The 23,776-nt window shown below is 52.7% G+C and carries 13 protein-coding genes; 12 read left to right on the top strand and 1 reads right to left on the bottom strand.

Annotation, left to right across the window (positions count from 1 at the left end; genetic code table 11):
• Positions 1-195 precede the first annotated feature (195 nt).
• The 5 genes from AC0YNV_RS29430 to AC0YNV_RS29450 all read left to right on the top strand — a co-directional run bounded on the left by AC0YNV_RS29430 (position 196) and on the right by AC0YNV_RS29450 (position 10,122).
• A complete protein-coding gene (locus AC0YNV_RS29430; protein WP_475771200.1) occupies positions 196-4,977 on the top strand; it encodes a M20/M25/M40 family metallo-hydrolase in 4,782 nt (1,593 codons plus the stop codon).
• 203 nt (positions 4,978-5,180) lie between these two features.
• The gene (pdaA, locus tag AC0YNV_RS29435; protein ID WP_475771201.1) at positions 5,181-5,972 is read left to right on the top strand and encodes a delta-lactam-biosynthetic de-N-acetylase; all 792 of its coding nucleotides are present in this window, start codon (positions 5,181-5,183) and stop codon (positions 5,970-5,972) included.
• Positions 5,973-6,497: 525 nt separating this feature from the next.
• Entirely contained in the window at positions 6,498-7,487 is a 990-nt protein-coding gene (locus AC0YNV_RS29440; protein ID WP_475771202.1) for an ABC transporter permease, read from the top strand.
• 17 nt (positions 7,488-7,504) lie between these two features.
• Positions 7,505-8,416: a carbohydrate ABC transporter permease gene (locus tag AC0YNV_RS29445; RefSeq protein WP_475771203.1), complete on the top strand. Its 912-nt coding sequence runs from the start codon at positions 7,505-7,507 to the stop codon at positions 8,414-8,416.
• A gap of 113 nt (positions 8,417-8,529) precedes the next feature.
• Complete coding sequence (locus AC0YNV_RS29450) at positions 8,530-10,122, top strand: type 2 periplasmic-binding domain-containing protein (protein ID WP_475771204.1); 1,593 nt, start codon at positions 8,530-8,532, stop codon at positions 10,120-10,122.
• Between the two features lie 230 nt (positions 10,123-10,352).
• Here AC0YNV_RS29450 and AC0YNV_RS29455 read toward each other — a convergent pair whose 3' ends face one another.
• A complete protein-coding gene (locus tag AC0YNV_RS29455) occupies positions 10,353-12,671 on the bottom strand; it encodes a helix-turn-helix domain-containing protein (RefSeq protein ID WP_475771205.1) in 2,319 nt (772 codons plus the stop codon).
• A gap of 248 nt (positions 12,672-12,919) precedes the next feature.
• On the opposite strand from AC0YNV_RS29455, the gene AC0YNV_RS29460 reads away from it, so the two are divergent.
• The 7 genes from AC0YNV_RS29460 (at position 12,920) to AC0YNV_RS29490 (ending at position 23,773) form a co-directional block, all read left to right on the top strand.
• Positions 12,920-13,765, top strand: coding sequence for an SDR family oxidoreductase (locus AC0YNV_RS29460; RefSeq protein ID WP_475771206.1), 846 nt, complete (start codon positions 12,920-12,922; stop codon positions 13,763-13,765).
• Between the two features lie 160 nt (positions 13,766-13,925).
• Positions 13,926-14,828 (top strand): LysR family transcriptional regulator, encoded by a 903-nt coding sequence (locus AC0YNV_RS29465; RefSeq protein WP_475771207.1) that lies wholly within the window; start codon positions 13,926-13,928, stop codon positions 14,826-14,828.
• Between the two features lie 108 nt (positions 14,829-14,936).
• Positions 14,937-17,222 carry a 5-methyltetrahydropteroyltriglutamate--homocysteine S-methyltransferase gene (gene metE, locus AC0YNV_RS29470; RefSeq protein ID WP_475771208.1) on the top strand — a complete coding sequence of 762 codons (2,286 nt, stop codon included), beginning with the start codon at positions 14,937-14,939 and terminating at the stop codon, positions 17,220-17,222.
• Between the two features lie 690 nt (positions 17,223-17,912).
• Positions 17,913-19,724 carry a sensor histidine kinase gene (locus AC0YNV_RS29475; RefSeq protein WP_475771209.1) on the top strand — a complete coding sequence of 604 codons (1,812 nt, stop codon included), beginning with the start codon at positions 17,913-17,915 and terminating at the stop codon, positions 19,722-19,724.
• Positions 19,717-21,342, top strand: a complete 1,626-nt coding sequence (locus AC0YNV_RS29480) for a response regulator (protein ID WP_475771210.1) — start codon at positions 19,717-19,719, stop codon at positions 21,340-21,342. Before AC0YNV_RS29475 ends, AC0YNV_RS29480 begins: the two co-directional genes overlap by 8 nt.
• Positions 21,343-21,509: 167 nt before the next feature.
• Positions 21,510-22,856: an ABC transporter substrate-binding protein gene (locus tag AC0YNV_RS29485; protein ID WP_475771211.1), complete on the top strand. Its 1,347-nt coding sequence runs from the start codon at positions 21,510-21,512 to the stop codon at positions 22,854-22,856.
• A 35-nt stretch (positions 22,857-22,891) separates the two neighbouring features.
• Entirely contained in the window at positions 22,892-23,773 is an 882-nt protein-coding gene (locus AC0YNV_RS29490; protein WP_210044964.1) for a carbohydrate ABC transporter permease, read from the top strand.
• The last annotated feature ends 3 nt before the right edge of the window (positions 23,774-23,776 follow it).

Genomic DNA, 23,776 nt, shown 5'->3' on the forward strand with positions numbered 1-23,776 from the left:
CCAGGCCGGCAGCGAATGGAGTGATGTTTAGCGGACATGAGGGCAGCGATGTTTTCTGGGGGAAGTTTTCGATCAAAGGCGGCACAGAAACGAACAGGTTCGTTGCAATGGTTCGTCGATTGAAGGCTTGCATTTTTTGTGCACGTTCGAGTCTATGAATCTTTCATCCGTTTTGTAGAAAAAAGGAGGAATACCATGTTTCGAAAGATGCTAGCAAAAAGAACGATTTCTCTGCTGTTGGTATTCATGCTGGCGATCTCGGCGCTTGTGCCGGCAGCCGCATTTGCAGAAGAAACAGGCAGCGGGGAACCTGGAGTAGTCGTTGATTCTGGCGAAACTCCAGCCGGAGAAGATACTCCTGCAGCTGATCCTGACGCTGTCACCGATCCGGAATCGGGTGATCCGGATAGTTCGGCGGATCCAGTTGACACGGTTACAGATCCATCGGTGGATCCGGACGGTGTACCTGCGGAGCAGACTGAGGGCCAGCCAACGGATCAACCGCAGGATGTGCCACAGGATCAGCCGGTTGATGTACCGACGGATGAACAAGCCGAACAGCCTGCTGACCAGCCAACGGATGAAATTGCAGACGAACAGGCGGACGAAGCGCAGTTGAAGGCTTTGGCGGCGCCAGTGCTTAACATACCGGAAGGACAGCCAGGATATGCGGCTTCACAATATCTGACTTACCTGGCGACAACCATCGGTACTCGTACTGCAGGCAGCCCGAAGGACCAAGAAGCTCGTGATTATATTAAAGGCGAGTTCGAGAAAATCGGTTTGCAGACAACCCTTCAACCTTTCACTTACACTCGCGGAGGAAATACCGTTAATACCAGCAATATCATTGCCGTCAAACAGGGGATATCCCCTAGAACGGTAATCGTCGGTGCGCATTACGATTCGGTTAGCTCAGGCGGAAGCATGGGCGCGGATGATAACGCATCGGGAATTGCGGTTTTATTGGAGGCTGCCAAGACGGTAGCGCTGAAGGATACGCCTTACACGATTAAATTCATCGCATTTGGCGCAGAGGAAGCGGGCCTGAGGGGCTCCAATTATTATGTATCCCAAATGACGGACGATGAGAAGAAGAACACAGTCGTCATGATCAACATGGATAGCCTTGCTGTCGGCGATTATATGTATATGTACGGCAGTGCAGGATTTTCGGGTTTTGCCCGTGACCAGGGTCTGGCTATTGCTAAGCGCCTGGGCCTGGAAATGCAAACCAATCCTGGTCTGAACCCGGAGTATCCGGCGACGACAACCGGCGACTGGAGTGACCATGCTGCATTCGAAGACGCAGGTATTCCTTACGGCTACCTGGAAGCGACGAACTGGACCCTTGGCGATTTGGATGGCTATACCCAAACCGCGCTTGAGGGAGAAGTTTGGCATACCGGTAAAGACAAGCTTGATCATATTATTGAAACCTACCCTGGCAGGATTGAACAGCATTTAAGTACTTTTACCCAAGTGCTCTCAACGTTGTTGATGGAAATCCAGGAGCCTCAAGAGCTTAAATTAAGCTCAAATGTCGCGTCAATGACCTATAAGACGACGATTGACGTACAGTTCGATCTGCCTATCAATACTACAGTTAATGACCTGCAGTGGACTTACGGAGGAAAACCGCTCTCCGAGTGGAAGAAATGGAGCACAGTTGCTCCTGCCGGATACAATGGAGATCCTTTTATTTATCTGGAAGGAACACCTGTTGTTGAAGGAAATACCGTCAAAGCCAAAATCGCATTCGATGTGCTTTATGGAACGACCAATCTTTCCGGCACGTTCCGCTCAAGATACCCTGAGATGATTGCCACAAATGACCTGGCTGTTCAAGGTCCAATGGGCAATGTCATCGCAGGCGGACCAATTAAATTAAATCCGTATGAATCTTATCATACGTATGATGAGATTAAACCGGAGATTGAAGCCATTACCGCAGCCGCTCAATCAGACCGTTACATTGAAACCCGTGTACTGGGCAAGTCTGTTGAAGGCCGCGATATTTACTTCACGATATTGGCTAAAGATAAAGCTTCTGTCGACCAATATGTGAATGAGACGCTTCACGACATGATGGAAAAACCCGCTGAGCTTCAAAATAAAATCAAGAGCGGCAAGCTGACCAACTACAAGGTGCCGATTTGGCTGAATAATATTCATCCGGATGAAGCGCCAGGTATTGATGCTATCCTCAATATGTTTAGAACGATGTCAAAAGAAGACACGGTTGAGTATGAAACAACCGATGTCGCGGGTAAACCACAAACAGTAACGATTAATGTGGACCAGGCGCTGGACAATGTCATTTTCCTCATGAACTATACGGAAAATCCGGATGGCCGCTACCACAATGTCCGTCAAAACGCCAACGGCTTTGACCTGAACCGGGACAATTCCTACCAAACACAACCGGAAACGCAAATCGTGGCCAGTGAAATCGCAAAATGGTCTCCGCTTTCCTTCCTGGATTTCCATGGTTTTGTCAAAGACTTTCTGATTGAGCCTTGTACGCCTCCGCATGATCCGAACTTCGAGTTCGATCTGCTGATCAACAGCATGGTCGACCAAGCTAACGCCATGGGCCGGGCGGGTGTTGCCAGTACGGACAATAGAATTCCAAAGTACCATATTCCGTATGAAGAAGCCCGGAAAAAGGCCGAGGATCCAAACTACAAGCCAATTGCCAATGCAACGGGCTGGGATGATGCTTCTCCTGCCTATACCGCCGTATTCGCGATGCATCAAGGAGCTCTTGGTCATACACTTGAAATTCCTGAACTTAATGAAGACTCGGTAACTGCACTCTACTCTGCTGCTTTGGCGTCAACCAAATATGTAATGGACAACAAGAAACAGCTGTTCCTCAATCAACTGGAAGTGTACAAACGCGGCATTGAAGGAACGGACAGCTATTCGGTTGACAAATATTTGGTGAATGCAAAATACGAAGAAATCGGCAGACCACGTAACGGTGAAGAGAACTTCTTCCCTGAATATTATGTACTGCCAGTAGACAAAGAACTGCAAAAGAATTCGCTTGAAACCTACAAAATGGTGCAATACCTGCTTCATAACAGCGTCAAGGTAGAAAAATCTACAGCCCCGGTTACAGTAGGGGATAAGGTATATCCTGCCGGAAGCTTTGTCGTCAACATGCATCAGGCCAAACGGGGTTATGCCAATCTGGTTCTGTATGACGGCATCGACGTATCCGATTTTAGCGAGATGTATGCGGATATCGTGCAGAGTTTCTCTTATATGAGGGGCTTCGACCGCTATATTGTCCGTGATGCAGGTGTATTCACTGGAAAAACAGATGAAGTAGAATCGGTGGAAATTCCGTCGACGACAGTTCCTGGCTATACATCTCATTATGTCATTCGCAACACCAATAACGAGGCTGTACAAGCCGTTAACGAATTGATCGGCCAAGGAAAATCAGTTACCCTGCTGAATTACGGCGGAGAAGGCTATGAAATGGGCGATTTCCTTGTCTCCTATTCCAACCTTAAAACCGTGAAGGAGAAATACCTGCTGGATGTCGTGCCGTTCGACGATAAAGGCAATAAAGACGGCAAGGTGCTTAAACCGGTGACTGTAGCCGCAACAGGCGTTCCTGCTTTCGCGCTCAAAGGTCTTGGGTTTAATGTTTCCACTGACCCTGCAGCAAGTGACGTCCTCGTAAATTCAACTGGAAGCAACAGTCTGATCAGCGCAGGGAAACCATATATCGGCTATGGAAGAACGGCCATGAATGGATTGAAAAGCTCCGGTTTGCTGCCTGGTTTCAATTTTGCAACGACCGGCAATGCGCATGAAGGTCTGTTCAAATCCATCTTGGCGCAAAACAGCCCGATTACGGCTCCTTATGATGAGATAGATTATTTGTACACCGTATCGGGATCTTATATCACAGCTCTTCCTGAAGGAGCAAATGTACTCGCAACTGCAAGCTCGGATGAAGATTTCTTCATCGCCGGCTGGTGGCCGAAACATGAAGTGATTAAGGGCCAAACAATGGGCTTCACCTATAAAAAAGATCTGGTCAATGTGACGGTGTTCGCCAATGAATTGACGAACCGTGCACATCCGCAGGCCCAATTCCGCCTGCTGTCGAATTCGATCTTTACGGCAGCTCCTTCAGCTGACCCTGGATCAGTCGATGATGGAAATGGTGAGACACCTGAACAACCGGAACCACCTGTAGAACCGCCGGTAGAACCACCGGTGAACCCGCCAGTGGATCCTCCGGTAGAGCCTGGTGACGATGGAGATAACGGAGACATTCCATACTATCCGTACTATCCTGTAACTCCAACGCCTGATCAACCGAAACCGGCTGATCCGACACCAACAGAGCCAACTGAACCGACAACACCTATCGAACCAACGCAGCCTGTTGACGTTCCGGATTTCAAGGATCTCGGACCTGTAGCATCCTGGGCGCAAAGCGCGATCGAAAACCTGGCTGCCAAAGGCATCATCAATGGAGTGGATAAAGAGAATTTTGCTCCTCTCAAGCAAGTGACAAGAGCGGAATTCCTGACCATGCTTGTCCGTGCTTTCGATTTGACGGATGAGAAGGCGACGGTCTCCTTCACCGATGTGAAACCGGATGCCTGGTATTACAGCTTCGTAGCATCCGCAGTCAATGCAGGCGTGGTTAATGGGGTCGGAAACGGTAAATTTGATCCTAACCGTCCAATTACCCGCGAAGAAATGGCAATTATGGCAGCTAACGTGCTGAATAATGTCAAAAACATTGCTGTAGGCGATGCGGCGGCTGTATTGTCCAAATTCAAAGACAATGGCAAAATTGCTTCGTATGCCAAGGATTCAATTGCACTATTGGCAGAGGCGGGTGTCATCAACGGCACAACAGCCGACACCTTTACACCTAAGGGTATTGCTAATCGTGCCCAAGCGGCAGTTATTATCAACAGAATGCTGGAACTGCTGTAAGATATGTTTGTTTTAAAAGAATGGGAGCTGCCTTCGAGGCAGCTCCTTTTCTGTTTGCAGCTAAGATTCCGGATCCAGAAGCAGGTACAGATGGCTATTCTATGTTGGAGGAGGGCATATTTTCCGGCTGCCGTGGCATAATACCGCTGTACATACCATACGGACAGCCTCTTACACGAGCCTGTTCATTAAGGCGGGATTTCATGACAAAACGATATGCAGCAGGTGCAGGCGCTTTTCTCATCGCAGCCATTGTTCTCTTTGCAAGCATAGGAGCCGTATCCGCCGCACCGGGCGGAACATTCCATTTTGGCTTCAAGAAAAGTGTAAAAGGCGCGCTGCCTTCCATCAGGGAAGAAGGGTTTCAGAGCCTTCTTCAAAAGCAGGATGCCATCTTCCTGGGGGATACGGCGAAGAAAGAGCTGTATCTTACATTCGATAACGGCTATGAGAATGGCTATACAGCAGGAATTCTGGACGTGCTGAAAGAGAAGCAGACGCCGGCGATCTTCTTCGTCACCGGCCACTATATTAAGGATCAGCCTGAGCTGGTTAAAAGGATGGCCGCTGAAGGGCATCTGATCGGCAACCATTCATGGAGCCACCCGGATATGAGCACGATCACAAGCGAGCAGATTGCAAATGAACTCGCGCGTGTGAAAAGGGGCGTGACGGAGCTGACAGGGCAGGAGGAGATGAACTATCTTCGCCCTCCTCGCGGCATCTTCAGCGAACGCGTGCTCACAGCGAGCAGGGAGCAGGGCTATATCAGTGTCTTCTGGTCTGTGGCCTACAAGGACTGGGATACGAAAGCGCAAAGGGGCTGGAAGCATGCCTATGACAGTGTCATGTCGCAGCTTCACCCGGGCGCAGTTATCCTGCTGCATACCGTATCGGAGGATAACGCCAAGGCGCTGGGCAAAATCATAGACGATGCCCGTGTACAGGGGTACAACTTCAAGCGTCTGGATCAATTGGCCGCAAAAAGCTATTAACGGATATCGAAACTTAACACATTACAAAACGGGCATCCTGCGGGATGTCCTTTTTCTGTGTGGCAGTCCGCGGCGCGCATATTTTTACGCTTCATGGACCGGGGGAATTTGCTTTATTTCTAAGATGAAGAAGCTTGACTTATCCGCCAAAGGACGGTACCAGCTGTTTTATCCTGGGATGAAGGGGAGCGTTTGGACCTTGAGAAAATTCAAAAATAGCGGCAAAATACGCTGGAATGACGCTGGAATCGTTTACTTATCCTGTGCCGCAGTGCAATATGTCAAATATGAATACATCGTTTATACCATAAATTCTACATATTCCATCTCAATAAAGCGCTCTCAATAATCCTTATGCCATATGGCTTCGCGTGTGTTTGGACATGACAATTCATATTCTACATATTTACCGGCCCTGGCCGGTCTGTCTACAATTTGATTGCCGGCATCGGTGCGGTGCAGGTATATATTCCGGCAGAAGTACATGACACACAGGATCAATTTAGAAACGAGGGGATGGATGCCATGAAACGAAATGACCAGGATGCTCTCGCGTTCGAAACCGCCGCTCCCAAGAAGGGAGTTCTCCCGCTCGATGCGGGGCAGCTGAACAGGCGAAACCGGAACCGGATTTTGCGGAACTGGGAACTGTATTTATTTATGACTCCCGCACTGCTTTATTTCATTATTTTTCATTACATACCCATGTACGGCATTCAGATCGCTTTCAAAAATTTCATTCCCACAAAGGGGATTGCCGGAAGTCCATGGGTCGGCTTCGATCACTTTGAACGCTTCTTCCATTCGTATTACTTCCGGGACCTGCTGTGGAACACCTTCAGCATCAGCCTCTACGAGCTGGCAATCGGATTTCCGCTTCCCATTATTCTGGCGCTGGCCTTCAACGAAGTGCGCAGCGGTTTTTTCAAACGATCTGTGCAAACGATTACTTATGCGCCGCATTTCATTTCGGTCGTCGTGATGGCCGGAATGATTATTACCTTCCTGTCGCCGACCTCGGGCATCATTGTGCGTATTGTCGAGGGACTTGGTTTCCAGGCGGCTGACTTTCTAACGGACCCGGCATGGTTCAAGACGGTTTATGTCCTCTCCGGAGTCTGGCAGAGCGCAGGCTGGGGTACGATAATCTATCTTGCCGCCTTGTCCAGCGTTGACCCGCAGCTTCATGAGGCCGGCATCATGGACGGCGCAAGCCGCTTTAAACGAATGCTGCATATTAACATTCCAACCATTGTGCCCACCATCACGATCATGCTGATTTTGAATATGGGGAATATTCTGGGCGTTGGCTTCGAGAAAATTCTGCTGCTGCAAAATCCGCTTAATATGAGCGCTTCGGATGTCATATCCACCTTTGTCTACCGCTCGGGTCTGGTCAGCGCCCAATACAGCTTCTCAACGGCCGTAGGGCTGTTCAATTCGGTGGTCAACGCCATCCTGCTTATTTCCGTCAACCGGATCGCACGCCGTACCAGCGAAACAAGTCTTTGGTAAAGGAGGAGGTTTGAAGCATGCTTTCAGGTGTGAAAGAAACAAGAGCCGACAAGCTGTTCGTCCTCATGAACTACATTTATCTGCTCATTGCGCTGATCGTGGTGCTGTACCCCGTTCTGTTCATTATCAGCGCGTCGATCAGCGATCCGAAATATGTCAGCTCGGGCGAAATGTGGCTGCTCCCCAAGGGTCTGAATCTGGACGGGTACAGCCGGGTATTCGGAAACTCCAAAATCTGGAGCGGTTACCTGAATACCGTGATCTACACCGTGCTCGGAACAGCGCTGAATCTGTTTGTTACGCTGCCTGCGGCATACGCCTTGAGCCGTTCCGATTTCGCAGGCCGCGGATTGTTCATGGGCCTGATCCTGGTCACGATGTTCTTCGGCGGCGGACTGGTGCCCACCTATCTGCTGGTGAAAAGTCTCGGCCTGATGAATACGATGGGCGCCTTGATTCTGCCCGCTGCCGCAAGCGTTTGGAATATTGTCGTGGCGAGAACCTTTTTCCAGACCACGGTCCCAAGAGAGCTTCAGGAAGCCGCCCATATCGACGGCTGTACGAACACGGGGCTGTTCCTGCGCATCATCCTGCCGTTGTCGGGACCGATTATTGCCGTGATGGCGTTGTTTTATGGCGTCATGCATTGGAACAGCTATTTTAATGCCCTGATCTACCTCAACACGGAGTCCAAATATCCGCTGCAGCTTATTTTGCGCCAGATTCTCGTGCTTCAGGAAATGTCCGCCGAGACAACCGGCGCTGCGGTCAGCGGAGATATGGCGGCAGCGATGAACAATAAAGCCGAGGTAGCCTCGCTGGTGAAATACGCGGCGATTGTTGTGTCCACGCTGCCGATTATAGCGGTCTATCCTTTCCTGCAGCGCTATTTTGTTCAAGGCGTGATGATCGGCTCGGTAAAAGGCTAGCCCGGACCATCCTCTCCGGCACCGGCCGGGAGATGAATGACGGCTGCCAGGGAGTTATTTTATGCATTAGCAGTTTGGCCAGATCACATATGTTTAAGGAGAGGGGTTTAAGTATGCGGGCATTTAAAAAAAGCACAATTCTGATCGTTACGGCTGCGCTTATCATCACATTGGCCGGCTGCAGCTCATCGGATTCCGAGACCGGTGGGGCTTCGCAAGAGTCGGAGCTGGTTCACAAGGAAGGCTTCCCTATTGTGGATGATCCATTAACCTTAACGATGATGGCCCCCGACGTAGGGATTCAGAACTGGAAGGATATGCCTGTTATTCAGGAAATGGAGAAGCTGACGAACATCCGCCTGGAATTTCAGAATGCGCCCAAAGACAGCTTCGAGACCAAAAAAAATCTGGTGTTCGCCAGCGGTGAATACCCTGATATTTTCTTTGCCGCCGGTCTGACTCCCGCGGAAGAGCTGAATTATGGAAGCCAAGGCATCCTCATTCCGCTTGAGGATTTGATCCCTCAGTATGCGCCGAACGTGAACAAAATTCTCGAGGACAATCCTGATATCCGCAAATCCATTACCGCACCCGATGGACATATCTACTCGCTGCCGAAGGTTGATCTGGCTCAGCCGTGGTACCGCAATCCGCTCTGGTACAACGGCGATTTTCTGAAGGCGCTTAAGATCGATAAGCTGCCCGAGACGACCGAGGAGCTGTACACTTATTTGAAGCGCGTCAAGGAAGAAGACCCGAACGGAAACGGCAAACAGGACGAGATTCCGCTGTCTCTGGTCAAGCTTAAGGAAATCCGCGCATGGCTGCTCGGGGCCTTCGGCATCTATGAGGACAAAATTTATGTCGACGATCAGAGCAAAGTGCATTATACCCCGATGGAGGAAGGCTACAAGGCCTATCTGACCTATCTGAACCGCTTGTGGAGCGAGGAGCTGCTGGACCACGAGACCTTCTCCCAAACCGCGGATCAAAAAAAGGCAAAAGCCGGTAACAACCAGATCGCGCTCTTCTCGGACTGGCATGCTTACTTCACCCTTGGCGGAGAGCCAAGCACCGACGATCCGATGTTCAGCCCGGTCAGGAGCGACAGCGTCGATAAGCCTGCCATCGCCAGGAATAAGGGCGTTACAGGCGGCGCTTACGCCATTACCAACACCAATCCATCGCCCGAAGCCAGTCTGCGCTGGGTTGACTACATGTACGCTTACGATGGCGCCGTATTGTTTGACAAGGGTCCTGAAGGAACGCTTTGGAAATATACCGATAAAGCTGCACACACCAAAGAATGGCTGCCTGTTCCCGGCGGAATCGAACGGGAAGACTTCCGTGCCACTCTTACGCCAAACTACGGGATTCCGACTCCCGGCATGATGACCGGAGAGATCGGTAAAGGCCTTGCGACGGATTTTGACAGATGGGTGGAGAAAGAGTCCAAGGAAAAGCTGCTTGACCGCGGAGCGCGCATTCCTTTCCCTGTCTTGTTCCTGACGCCGGAAGAGCAGGCCGAGGTTACCAGTCTGCAGTCTGATCTTGACACTTATGTCGAGCAGATGGAGGCCAGGTTCGTTACCGGACAGGAGCCGCTGAGCAGTTGGGATTCCTATATCGGGACGATCCGGAAGATGGGCGGCGAGCGTATGGCCGAAGTATATCAAACGGCGTACGACCGCTGGAAAACGAACTAGTCGAAATGTAAGGAAAAAGCCAGCTCCCTAGACTCTGCTCAGAGGCTAAGGAGCTGGCTTTCTTAAAATATAAGAAAGGTTAAAATTCCTCCATACTTTGCTTCTATTTCTAAGGGAAGAAACCTGCTGCGCCGCCAAAAGGACAGCGGCAGCCGTTTCTTCTTGAGCCTTATAAAATGTAAAGATTTCATCCCCCTCAAGGATACCCGCTTACCGGTAAGCGGCAGGCTTCAGCCGTCTTCACCTGTTCTCAGCTTCCTGTATTGGCCGGGTGTATATCCGGTTTCCTTCTTGAACTTGCGGATAAAATTGGGCGTATCCAGATACCCGACCTGCTCAATGACATCCTTCAGGGGAGCATCGCTGCTGACCAATAGACGCATCACCTCCTCCATGCGGAGCCGCCAGATGTACTGGGAGAATGTGGAGCCCGTCTTGTCCTTGAAGCTGCGGCTTAAGTACGAAGCCGAGATGGAGAATTTCAACGCCAAATGCTCCAGACTGAGCGTATAGTCGGCATACTGCCGGTCGACATAGGAGACGATGTCGTCCAGCAGCGAATGCTGCTGGATTTCGGCTTGACGCTCAACCTGTCCGCAAATTTGCGCAGCCAACGCTTCCAGCTTGCGTTCCAGCTCCTCCAGCGTTTCAAAAGCGGTCAGGTTCGGAATATCGTGGATAATGCCGTTCATTCCGAGCTCAGAGGCGTTCTTGAGCAGCGCGTTCAGCACATCAAAGCATATGCAGCGCATCAGGGCAGCCGATAGCGTCTGTGTCCGCAGATCCGCGATGATCGATTGAATCATCTGAAACGCCACCGTTTCATTGCCCTGTTTGAGGCTTTGCTCCAACTTCAGCAAAGATTTTTTGGATATCCAGAAGGTCTCGGACTCCGGGGCGCTAAGCTTCTCAAAATAAGTAACGCTTCCAAGCTCCCCCAGCATGCGGAACTCCAGTGCCGTTGCTGCCTCGATGAAGGATTGGTTGAGCTCCCCGAGATTGCCGTACGGCGACCCCACTCCAATGGATGGCTGAAGAGATGACCGCTGAAGGATACTGCCGCGGATGTGGTCCACAATTTCTTCTATGCGATCCTGTGAGCTGCGGGCGGCATCGGGTGCAAGACTGATCATGACCGCAAATTGATCGGCCGGTGAAAAATCGATGCCGTAAGCACGTGCTTTCAGCTGCGGCATATCCAGGTCGTGCAGCAGCTGGTGGATGTCTCTGCGGTCCGGGCCCGCGGTGGAAGTGCCGGAGAACGCATCCCATTTCAGCAGCATGACCAAATACTCGCCCTGCGTTCCGGAAAGCTCCAGGCCAACACTCTTGATCAGCTGCTCCAGGTCGCGGTCATTCGGACTCCCGTGCTTGAGCAGCATCATCAGAAACTGGGTGCGCGCATAAGGCTCCTGAAATTGGATGCGGGCGCTGTAATCATGGATGGTTTGCCTGATCCAGTCCCATTCGCTGGTCGATTTGGCGGAATCGGACGTCCTGGAGCCTGTCTTAAGCCGTGTAAACTCCATCAGGTCCTTGACCGGATGATACTGGCGCTTTGCCAGCATGACAGCCGCCGTAATTCCAGTAAGCGCCACGATGAAGAACACCAGCAGAATGAGCGTCTGGATATGAAAGATGCGGCTGAAAAACTGGCTGCTTGGCATCGTCGTCACATAGGTCCAGCCGTTCTCTTCCGACTGCACGGCGACGACCGACTGCTGCTTGCCGTCCAGCATGAGGCTGTGGATACCTGCATCAAGAGAGGAAAGAACGCTTAACTCATTGCCCGGAATGGCTTCACCGCGCCGGTTCTTCGTTAACACCCGGCCCTGATCATCGAAAATGTAGCTGTTGCCGGAAAATTTATTGAGGATGGAGTCCATCACGCCGGTCAGCTTCTCTTCTTCCATCAAATAAACGACGGTGCCGTACGGATAGGGGTCATTCGGTTTGATCGGCACCAGAAGCGCCAGCATGGACTCCTGTCTGGAATTGACAATTACCTGCCCGGCGGGACGCATGAGCGGATGCTCCGCATTATTGAGATCCTGCAGCACCTGAGCGGCAGGCCAATCCGCAAACTTGTATTTTTGCCTGAAGATGGTGCCGACATCCGTCATCCCCTCCGAGGAGTAAATCACCGAATCGTCGTGGTAGTAGAGGAACAGATTGTCGAGAATTTGGCTGTTGGCTTTGTAATTGGCCAGCGTGTCGATCGCTTCCTTGCTGTAGTAGGGATGGCGCACCATGTAAGGTGTGAGATGCACGTCAAAGGATATCCGGCTTGCGGTCTCCTGAAGCTCGGCCATCCGCGCGTCAATGTTCATCCGCACCTGATTCAGCTGGTTCACATTGGATTGCTCGATTTCCGAACGCAGATTGTCGACAGCATTCTTGTATACAAAGATCGTTACTCCGGTGAGCGGAATCAAGAAAATAAGGATGTAGGACAAGGCATAATTCAGCAGAAGCTTGGACTTGAAGTAATTCCAGTTCATCCGGCCTGGGGCAAATCCGGACAGCTTGCGGATCGGTAACCTTATCAAATGTACTCCCCCGGTCTTATAAAATGTAGTAGGATTACATCCTTTGTAAGCTATGAAAGCGTTATATTTTTCTTTTTTTTATCATTATGCAACAAAAAGTGCGTCAGGAAAAGGAAAAGCCCTATAAAGACTGCAATTGGGTGCAAAATCGCGGGTATCCGACATTTGACTTTTCTGATACTCGGACCACGGGATTAATGGTATAGTAGCTGCAAGAGATTGATACGGGAACGAAGGAGATCAATCATATGCAGACAAAGCAGAAGGTTATGATTGTTACAGGGGCCAATTCCGGTATGGGGCTGGCGACCGTTGTCGCCTTGGCCCGCGATGGCATCCGCGTCATTATGGCGTGCCGCAGCCGGAAGCGGGGAGAGGCTGCGCTCCAGGATGCGGTTCGCCAGAGCGGCTCGCAGGATATTGAGCTTATGCTCTGCGATCTGGGCTCGGCTGCCGGCATCCGCGAATTTACGCGGGCTTTTCTGGCCAGATATGAGCAGCTGGACGGACTGATCCATAATGCAGGGGTGTTTCCGATCAGGCGGGAGACCACTGCGGACGGGTTTGAGCTGGGAATCGGCGTCAACCATTTGGGGCATTTTCTGCTGGCGCATCTGCTGCTGGATGCGCTTGCCCGCGCCCCGCAAGGGAGAGTCGTGGTGGTCTCCTCCAATGCGTACAAAGCCGGCCGGATCCATTGGAGCGATCCGCATTTGACGAAGGGCTATGTTTTCTGGAGAAGCTATGCGCAGTCCAAGCTGGCCAACATTTTGTTCACGAAGGAGCTGGCGCGGCGGCTGAAGGAGACGAGGGTAACGGCGAACTGTCTGCATCCCGGCGCAGTTGCGACCCAGATTGGCGTGAACCGCAATACCGGCTTTGGCAGGCGCATACTGGCCATGATGAAGCCATTCTTCCTCACACCGGAGAAGGGGGCGGAGACGGCGGTATATTTGGCGACAAGCGATGAGGTTATGTCGACAAGCGGGGAGTATTATTACCGCAAAAAGCCGGTCCGGCTGACAGCCAAAGCGGCCGATCCGGAAGCGGCCAAGCGTCTGTGGGCATGGAGCGAGCGGGAGCTGGGGCTCTAAGAAGCAAAGGCATTCGCGGCCAAATGGAGCCATTCCCTCCGGAATAGGCTTCTTTTTCTTTTCTGCGCCGGCTTCTTCCCTTGAAGATGGGAAAAGTGTAAGACAACAGAAACCGCGGTAAAATAGAGGTACCCAGTAATGAATGAGAGGATGATGACCGATGACGCTGCAGCAGCTGAGGTATGTGATTGAGGTTGCCAACCGCGGTTCCATGAATGAGGCCGCCAAGCGGCTGTTTATATCCCAGCCCAGTCTCTCCAACGCCATCAAGGAGCTGGAGGAGGAAATTCATCTTACGATTTTCGAGCGCACCAACAAGGGCATCTCGCTGTCCAAGGAGGGGGCGGAGTTTCTCGGCTATGCCCGCCAGGTTATCGAACAGGCCGAGCTGCTGGAGAACCGGTATCTCAATGCCAAGCCCTCGCCGCTGCATTTTTCGGTGTCTACCCAGCATTATGCCTTTGCAGTGAACGCTTTTGTGAAGCTGGTTCGCGAGTATGGACAGGATGAATATGAATTGGCGCTAAGAGAGACCAAGACGCATGAAATCATCCAGGATGTCAAAAGCCAGCGCAGCGAGATCGGCATTTTGTATATTAATGAATTCAATGCCAAGGTCATCAGCAGGCTGCTCAAGGACGCAAATCTGAAGTTCACCAGCCTGTTTACGGCCAAAGCGCATATTTTCATCAGCGTTAACAACCCCCTGGCGAAGCACTCCATGGTTACGCTCGACCAGCTTCAGGACTATCCGTACCTGTATTTTGAACAGGGGGAGTATAATTCGTTTCATTTTTCCGAGGAAATTCTAAGTACGCTGTCGCATCGGAAAAGCATTCGTGTAAATGACCGCGCGACTCTCTTCAATCTGTTGATCGGCTTGAACGGCTACACGATTTCCACAGGGGTACTGAGCGCGGATCTGAATGGCAACGAGATTATTCCTGTTCCGCTGGCAAGCGACGAGACGCTCCATGTCGGATGGATCAGCCACCAGAATGCCGCGCTCTCGAAGCTCGCCTCCGCTTATATCGAAGCGCTGCATCAGACCATATCCGAGTAAAATTGTTTGATATAGCTTCAGGCTATAGCCAGCTATAGTTAATGGGAGTTACGCTATAGCTGGAAAGGTATGTTATCTTTCTCGTATCGAGAGGAGAGAACAAATCTTATGAAAAGCGGCAATCTGGGTTATCCCCGCATCGGGCGGGGTCGGGAATGGAAGAAAGCGCTGGAGGCCTATTGGTCCGGCAAGCTGGAGGAAGAGGCTTTCCATGCGGAGCTGAAAGCGATCCGTCTAAGCAATCTGAAGGCCCAGCAGAACCGGGGAATCGAAGTCATTCCTGTCGGGGAATTCACGTATTACGATCATGTGCTGGATACGGCGGCTATGTTCGGCCTCGTTCCCGGGCGGTTCGGTTATGAGGGGGGAGAGCTGAGCCTGTCCACCTATTACGCCATGGCACGCGGCAATCGCGAGGCTACGGCCTGTGAGATGACAAAGTGGTTCAATACGAACTATCACTATATTGTGCCGGAGCTCACGGATATCAAACCTGTTCTGACCCGCAACCGTCTCCTGGATGCATACCGTGAAGCGAAGTCGGAGCTTGGCATCGAAGGAAGACCGGTCCTCGTCGGCCTGTTCACCTTTCTGAAGCTGTCCAAGGGCTACGCCCGGAATGAGCTTGACGGCTGGATCGACCGTCTGCTGCCGCTGTACGCGCAGGTGCTGCGCGAGCTGGAAGCGGAAGGCGTGCAGTGGGTTCAGGTCGATGAGCCGATTTTGTCCACAACGCTTGAGCCGGGGGATCTGGCCCATATCGCCCGTATATATGAGAGGCTCACACAAGAAGTGCCAGGCATCAAGCTGCTGCTGCAGACGTACTTCGAGTCCGTCGACGACTACAAGACCGTCGTTTCGCTACCTGTTCACGGCGTCGGTCTGGATTTTGTGCATGATGGCGGGCGTAATCTGCAAGCTATCCGCGAGCATGGCTTCCCTGCGGACAAGGTGCTGGGCGCGGGCCTGATCGACGGCAGAGGAATCTGGAGAGCCGATCTGCAGGCCAAGCTGGCGACGTTGAAGGCGCTTGGCGAAGCCGTGTCAACCGACCGTATTCTTGTGCAGCCTTCGAGCAGTCTGCTGCATGTTCCTGTTAGTGCTGCGCAGGAGAGCGGGCTTGAGCAGACGCTGCGCGAAGCGCTTGCCTTTGCCGATGAGAAGCTGGAAGAGATTGTGCTGCTGACCAAGGCGGGCAATGAGGGCGTTGAAGCGATTGCTGCCGAGCTGGCGGAAGCGGACCGCAGCCGCAAGGCGCTGCAGCAGTCGCCGGCCCGCGCCCGCAAGCAGGTGCATGAACGCATCGCCGCACTGGCATCGCAGCCGTCGGCAAGGCCAAGCAGCTTTGAAGTCCGGAGCGAGGTGCAGAAGAAGAGATGGAATCTGCCGCTGCTGCCGACGACCACGATCGGAAGCTTCCCGCAGACGCCCGAGGTTCGCAGCGCCAGGCAAAAATGGCGCAAAGGGGAATGGAGCGGCGCACAGTACGAGGCGTTCGTCAAGGAACAGATCAAGACGTGGATCGACATTCAGGCGGAGCTGGGACTGGATGTGTTCGTCCACGGAGAATTCGAGCGGACCGATATGGTGGAGTTCTTCGGCGAGAAGCTGGCCGGCTTCGTTTTCACTGGATTCGGCTGGGTGCAGTCCTACGGCTCCCGCTGCGTAAAGCCTCCCATCATCTATGGAGATGTGGAACTGGTAACGCCGATGACGGTCGAAGAAACGGTCTACGCCCAGTCGCTGACGGAGGTTCCGGTCAAAGGCATGCTGACAGGTCCGATCACGATTCTGAACTGGTCCTTTGTCCGTGACGACAAATCGCGCGAAGAGGTGGCTTATCAAATTGCGCTGGCGCTCCGAGGCGAGGTGGAGGCGCTCGAAGCAGCGGGCATCGGCATGATCCAGGTGGATGAACCTGCGCTGCGCGAAGGGCTTCCGCTCAAGCGCAAGCAGTGGGCCGATTATCTGGATTGGGCCGTGCGGGCATTCCGTCTGTCCACCTCAACAGTGAAGGACGAGACGCAAATTCACACGCATATGTGCTACAGTGAGTTTCATGATATTATCGACTCGATCAGCGCGCTCGACGCCGACGTCATCTCGATTGAGACGTCACGCAGTCATGGTGAATTGATTGGGAGCTTTGAGGCGTATACGTATGACAAAGGCATCGGCCTTGGCGTCTACGATATTCACAGTCCGCGCATGCCGTCGGTCGAGGAGATCGGCTCGATGATCGACCGCGCCCTGCGGGTGCTGGACCCTGCCCAATTCTGGATCAACCCGGACTGCGGCCTCAAGACGCGCAAATACGAAGAGACGGTCGCTGCTTTGCGCAATATGGTTGAGGCGACCGAACTGGCCCGCAAGAAGTACGCTGTCAAAGCGTAAGGAGCAGCTATCCGGCTCAAGTCTCACCAAGCCTCATTGTGCCAGCTGGAAATGGGAGGATTCACGGGTGAGAATGAACCTGCCTGCTTCATAGAAATTTAATTTTATCCAGCAGGGCCTCCTGCTCTTACTATAAACAAAGGCGCGTCTCTTCGGAGACGCGCCTTTTTTCAAAGCGCAAGATTGTATAAAATCCCTCCATCTTTGTTTATATTTTTGAAACCTGCTGAGCCGCCACAAGGACGGCGACAGCCGTTTCTTCTTATCATAAAATATGGTTTCTGCTTTTCTGGATATGCGTATGGGGAGAAATTAATTTGCCCGCCAGTAGGTTGGCTCGCTCTGCCGCTTCCCCTTGAATATTCAGAAAGTACAACCTTGGCATCTGCTGTTTTCCTGGATATTTTTGGAAGAGACTAACCTACGCGCCAAATGATGGCCAAGCCGTTTCTTCTAATGCCCTTAACTAACATATCAAGCCAATGCTGCTTGTATGATTGGCTGAAAGGGCTTCCGGTGTACGACCCTTTACTCGAATTTAACGTGGTTAAAGAAGGAAATCACGCGAAGGGACCCGAAGTACTAGCGGATCTTCCATGGAAATAATGGGCGATTGCATTCCCGAACTGCAAGCGCTATCATTTTTGTGTGTGATCCATCATCCCCGAAATTTTGCTAGGAGGCAGAACAATGATGAGGTTATGGTCGCTGCTGGCGATGCCGTTTCGCGGGTTGCTGATCCGCAACAAAATTATCGCGGTCTATATACCGCTGATCATTGTTCCGCTGTTTGCGCTGGGGTACTTCACCAGCCATTTGTTTACCGGTTCCCTGATCGACAAGACGAAGCAGAATGTACGGGATGAATCCGCACTGATTCTGATCCGCATCGATTCGATGATCCACAATTCGGAGAGCAGCGCGAACATTATGATGGAGGATTTCAATCATATCTATGAGAACTACTCCGCCGCCTCAACTCCATTCGAGGAAAATCAGCTGCGCATTCAAATCCAGTCGCAGTTCGGCGTTGATCTGCTCAATTTTCCGGATATCGATTCGGCTGCCTTCATCGATACGCATGGCCGGCTTTACACCTCATATTTCCCGTCCAGGGAGAAGGACAAGGAGGTATTCACGAGCGGCCTGCTCGACAAGATTGACGATCTGCCGGGTTATGGCACCAACAACTGGTTTCCCATGCAGCTCCGGGACTATCTGGTTACCGACCCGAACGTCCCGGTGCTCTCGATCGGCAAGCAGATTATCGATCTGAAATACGGCCGTTCGATCGGCATTCTGATCGTGAACATCAAGGAAAGCGCCATTTCCAGCGTATATGCCGATATGGGCGAGAGCGCGAACGAGCGCTATATGATTATTGACACTCAAGGTACGGTCATCTCCTCTTCCGACAAGTCGGAGCTGTTGAAGCCGATGCAGGATGAACGTCTGCGCAAGCTTGTTCTGTCCAGGGATTCGTTCTCGGAGACACTCCGCACACAGACAGGGAAGAATCTCGTGACGACCACGGATTACGGAAAAATGGGCTGGAAGCTTATCAATATTGTGCCCCAGAAGGCGATTACGGCGGACATCCGCAAAAATAGCCGGATGACGGTTCTTATCGGCGCGGTATGTCTGGTCTTCGCCCTGCTGGGAGCGGGCATTCTCTCGCGGGTGATTGTCCAGCCGCTGCAGAAGCTGGCGAAGGCGATGCGCCGGGTAAGGGAAGCTGAGCTGAACGTCTCGGCACGGATCGATACGGCGGATGAGATCGGCCTGCTGGCGTCGGTCTTCAACTCCATGATCGCCCGTATGAAGGAACTGCTCCAGCGGGTGGAGGAGGAGCAGCGGAGAAAGAAGGAATATGAGCTGGCGCTTATCCACGCCCAGATCAAGCCTCATTTTCTGTACAATACGCTGGATCTGATCTATCTGCTGAATGACCTGGGACGCAGCCGCGAGGCGCGCGACACGACCAAATCGCTGGCGGACTTCTACCGCGTCGCGCTCAGCAAAGGCAGCGAGATGATCACGGTCGGCGAGGAGATCAGGAACGCCAGAGATTATCTGTCCATTCAGCATGCCCGTTATCCCGATGTGTTCGACTTTGATATCGACCTGCCTCCGGATATGCTGGGGACGATGATTCCGAAGCTGTCGATTCAGCCTTTGGTGGAGAACGCGATCTATCACGGTCTCAAGCTGAAGGGAAGTCCGGGGCATCTGCAGATCGGAGGATTCCGCGACGGGCAATCGGCGGTAATCGTCGTCAGCGATAACGGCGTCGGCATGCCGGAGAGCAGGCTGGGCGAAATCTGGAACCGCTCCACCGGAGACGACAAGCCGGTCTCGTTCGGCATATTCAGCGTGCATGAGCGGATCCGTCTTTATTTTGGCGAGGAATATGGGGTATCCATCGAGAGCCGGGAGCATCTGGGCACCGAGGTCAGAATCCGGATACCCTTGGAGAGAAACCGGAGGGATTGGATTGTATAAGGTCATAATTGTCGATGATGAGCCGCTGTTTCGGGAATATTTGCAGAAGAAATTCAATTGGACGGCACTTGGCATGACCGTCGTCTGCGAGGCCAGACACGGCATTGAGGCGCTGGAGCTGACGGAAGAGCACCGGCCGGATATTGCGCTGGTCGATATTAATATGCCCTTTATGGATGGGCTGGCTCTGTCCGAACAGCTCAAGCTGCGTTATCCGGATATATCCATTGTGCTGGTGACCGGACACAATGAATTCGAATATGCCCGCCAAGCGATCCGGATGGGAGTCAGGGACTATCTGCTCAAGCCCTTCGACGAGGAGGAGTTCGTGGTAACGCTGGGCAAGGTGAAGAGCTTCATGGAGGCGGCGCGCGAGGAGAAGGTCAGCTCGCAGGATCAGTCCGCCCTGCTGCGCGAGAGCTTCCTGCTCAAGCTGATCAGCCGGGACAGCGACATGAAGCGGGAGGAAATCGAGACCGCAATGGCGCGGTTGAGGGTATCTCTGCCTCCGGGGCGCTGCCTTGTAGCCGTGACCGAGATTGACCGGTGGCGCGCGCCTCAGGCCGGCATGACGGTGGCGGGTCCACACGGGCCGGACAATCCGGAGGACCAGTCCTTGTGGAGGCATACGGTGGACAATATGCTCCGAGAGCTGGTTGCGCCTTGCGGCGAGCATTATCTGTTCCACGATGCCGAGGGCCGCAGCGTCTCGATCATCGTCTTTGACGACGACGCGGAAGGCAGAGCCTTCGACGGACAGCCCTTCGAGAGGCTAGGGCAGATGGTCGAGCGGCATTTCAAATTTACGGTTACGGTTGGTCTGGGCCGGTTAACCGACGATTACATGGAGCTGCGTCAGTCTTACCGCGATGCTCTTCTTGCTATTCGCAGCAAGCTGACAGCAGGCCAGGGCGGGGTCATCTGGCATGAGCGGCTGGGCGGTGATCCCGGACGGTTCGAATTCTTCTCCGTGGAGCTGCAAGAGAAGCTGATCTATCATCTGCGGATGAAGGACCGGGCGGGGGTTGAGGAGGGTCTTGACCAGGCGTTCGCCGATTTGGGCAGAGCCCGGGTGACGGTGGATAACGCGCTTACCGGCCTGATGGGGCTGGTGTCGCTGATCCTCTCGTTCGCCATCGAATCCGGTCAGGAAATCGATGAGCTGCTTGGGCCAGGCTTCGCGCCTTATCGGGAGCTGCGGCGGATGGCAACGATCGGGCAGTGCCGGGAGTGGATGACGGAGCTGTACCGCTGTGTCATGGAGTCGAGCTTCGGCCATCGGTCTTCAAAGTCGCATACGCTTTACGAGGCGGCGAAACGGCTCATTCATGAGCGGTTTGCCGACTCCGAGCTGTCCATTGACGCAATCGCCGGAGCGCTGTATATCGATTCCAGCTATTTGCGGAAAGTATTCAAACGGGAAGGGGGCATGTCGGTGTCCGACTACCTGACCTATGTCCGCATGCAGAAGGCAAAGGAGCTGATCGGCGTTGGAGAGCTGAAGCTCACCGTCATTGCCGAGCAGGTCGGATACAGCGAAGCCGGCTATTTCAGCAAATGGTTCAAGAAGCATTTCGGTGTGACGCCTTCCGAGTACGAGAACAGGAAACGGCGGTGACTACTGGCTTGCAGCGGGAGATTTGGCCCGTTTTGTACAGATTCGGCCCGATTATTCCGTGTTCTCCCTGAAGTCCGGATTCTATAATGGGAAAAAGCCGTTGAAACCGCTTGCATGATTGGAGTACTCCAGGCTTTTACAATTTAAACGGAAGAAGGGGAAACGATATGAGAAACAAACGTTTCAAAGCATTAGCAATAGCAGCCATGCTGCTGCTCGCTTTCTCTCTATCCGCCTGCGGCAGCGGCGGCGAGAAGGCGGCGGAGAACACGAATACGCCCCCACCGGACAATGCGGCGGCACCGGCCGACCCGGCTGCTCCTGCGGCGGATGAACCGGTCAAGTTGAGAATTTATGCTGCGTACTTCGATGACGACACCAAGAAGCCGTACGATTACGCGGTAGCGGAACTGAAGAAAGAGATGCCGAATGTCGAGCTGGTACTCGACCCGGCCATGCAGGATGATGGACAAAAGCTGCGGACCTACGCGGCCTCGGGCAATATGCCGGATATTTTCCAAGCCGACTTCAAGACAATGAAAGCGTTCGCAGAGTCAAAAAATATCGAGATGCTCGACAACGCTGCACCGACGGCGCAGTTCAAGAGCGACCTGAATCCGGGCAATGAGCCGATCATGATCGCCCCGGACGGACATGTCTACTCCTATCCGTTCGCCGGCATTGAGTTCCAGCTTCTGTACTACAACAAGAAGCTCTTCGCCGAAGCGGGCGTGGAAGCGCCAATCAAGACGTACGATCAGTGGAAGGACGCCATTCAAAAATTCAAAGCGAAGGGCATCGTGCCAATGGCCATTTTTTCCAAAGAGAAATGGATCGGCAATTCGTTCTACAAGGGTCTTCTGACAAGGGAAGAGCCGCAGGGCTACGCCGCACTCACCGGGACAGAGCTGCCGGATTCCTTCAAGCTTGCGGCCCAGCAGTTCAACGAGCTGAAGGAAGCCGGACTGTTCGACGCGAACGCTACGAACACGAACTACGACCAGGCATCCTCGATGTTCTACACCGGCAAGGCGGCAATGTTCGTTAATGGTCAATGGGAAATCTACAGCTCTGACAAAAACCTCGGCGCGGACGTGGACTGGATGTACTGGCCGGCCAAGGATGAGGCAACCTACGACGCCGCCAAATTCAATATGGACGGTTCGGGCGAGCCAGGCGGATTCTCCATCGCGCCGACGAGCAAGAATAAGGATACCGCGATTGAGGTTGCCGCGTTCCTGGCCCGCAAATACGCGGAATACAAGTATACGCAGCTTGGCAATCCGATCGTCTCGGTGAAGATCGACAAACCGATCGTCGCCAAGCCCCCTGCCATGATGCAGCGTCTGATCGACGAAACGCTGCCGAATATCAAGAACTTCGCGAAGCTGAACGAGAATATCAAGATCAATACGGCTATCGACGATAATACACAGAATTTGATCGTCAAAGGTTTCAGCGATCAGGACTTCACGAAAAACTTGAACCGGGTACTGGCTGACGCCAATAAATAACGGGGGAACTAACCAATAGATTGGAATGAGCAACGATGAGAAACTATTTTGGCAACAAATGGGCGATTGCCGCATTTGCCCTGCCGGCGCTGCTGCTCTATTCGCTGGTCGTCTCCTATCCGGTGGCGCAAACCCTGTACCGGAGCTTCTACGACTGGGACGGGATCGGAGAGGGAACCTTCAACGGATTGAGCAACTACGTCGAGCTGTTCAACGATCCTTTGCTTGTCACCTCGCTCCGGAATGGCGGATTGTTCGCCTTGGTGCTGGTTGTCTTTCAGATCGGGCTGGGCACTATCCTGGCCCTGGTCTGCTCCGATATCAAAGTCAAGGGACGGAAGGTACTGAAGGTCGGCTACTTCATTCCGGTTGTGCTGTCCGTCACAGTGGTCTGTCAGCTGTGGATCGCTATTTATGATCCCACCAATGGATTGGTCAACCGATTGTTCGATATCCTGGGGATTTCGTACCGTCAAAACTGGCTCACCTCGCCATCCGTCTCGATAATCGCGATTGCCTTCGTCAATGCATGGCAGTTCATGGGCTATCAATTCAGCCTGCTCTATGCGGGAATCAAGTCGATTCCGGAGCAGTATATGGAGGCTGCGATTATCGACGGCTGTACGAAATGGCAGGCGCACCGCAAAATCACGATTCCGCTGATGGCGGAAACGTTCAAATTTTGTCTGATCGTTGCCATTACGGGAGGGATCGGAGCGTTCGTCCAGATGCTTATCATGACAAGCGGAGGGCCGGGAACAACCAACTACACGCTGACGTACATGATTTACCGCTACGCCTTCAGCGAATTCGATTATGGCTATGCCTGTGCGGTATCTGTATTTCTGGTTGCGATCAGCCTGCTTGCCACCGTCATCATCAACCGGTTATTCCAACAAGAACGAATAACCCACTAATTC

This window comes from Paenibacillus sp. JT31N11 (assembly GCF_056269285.1).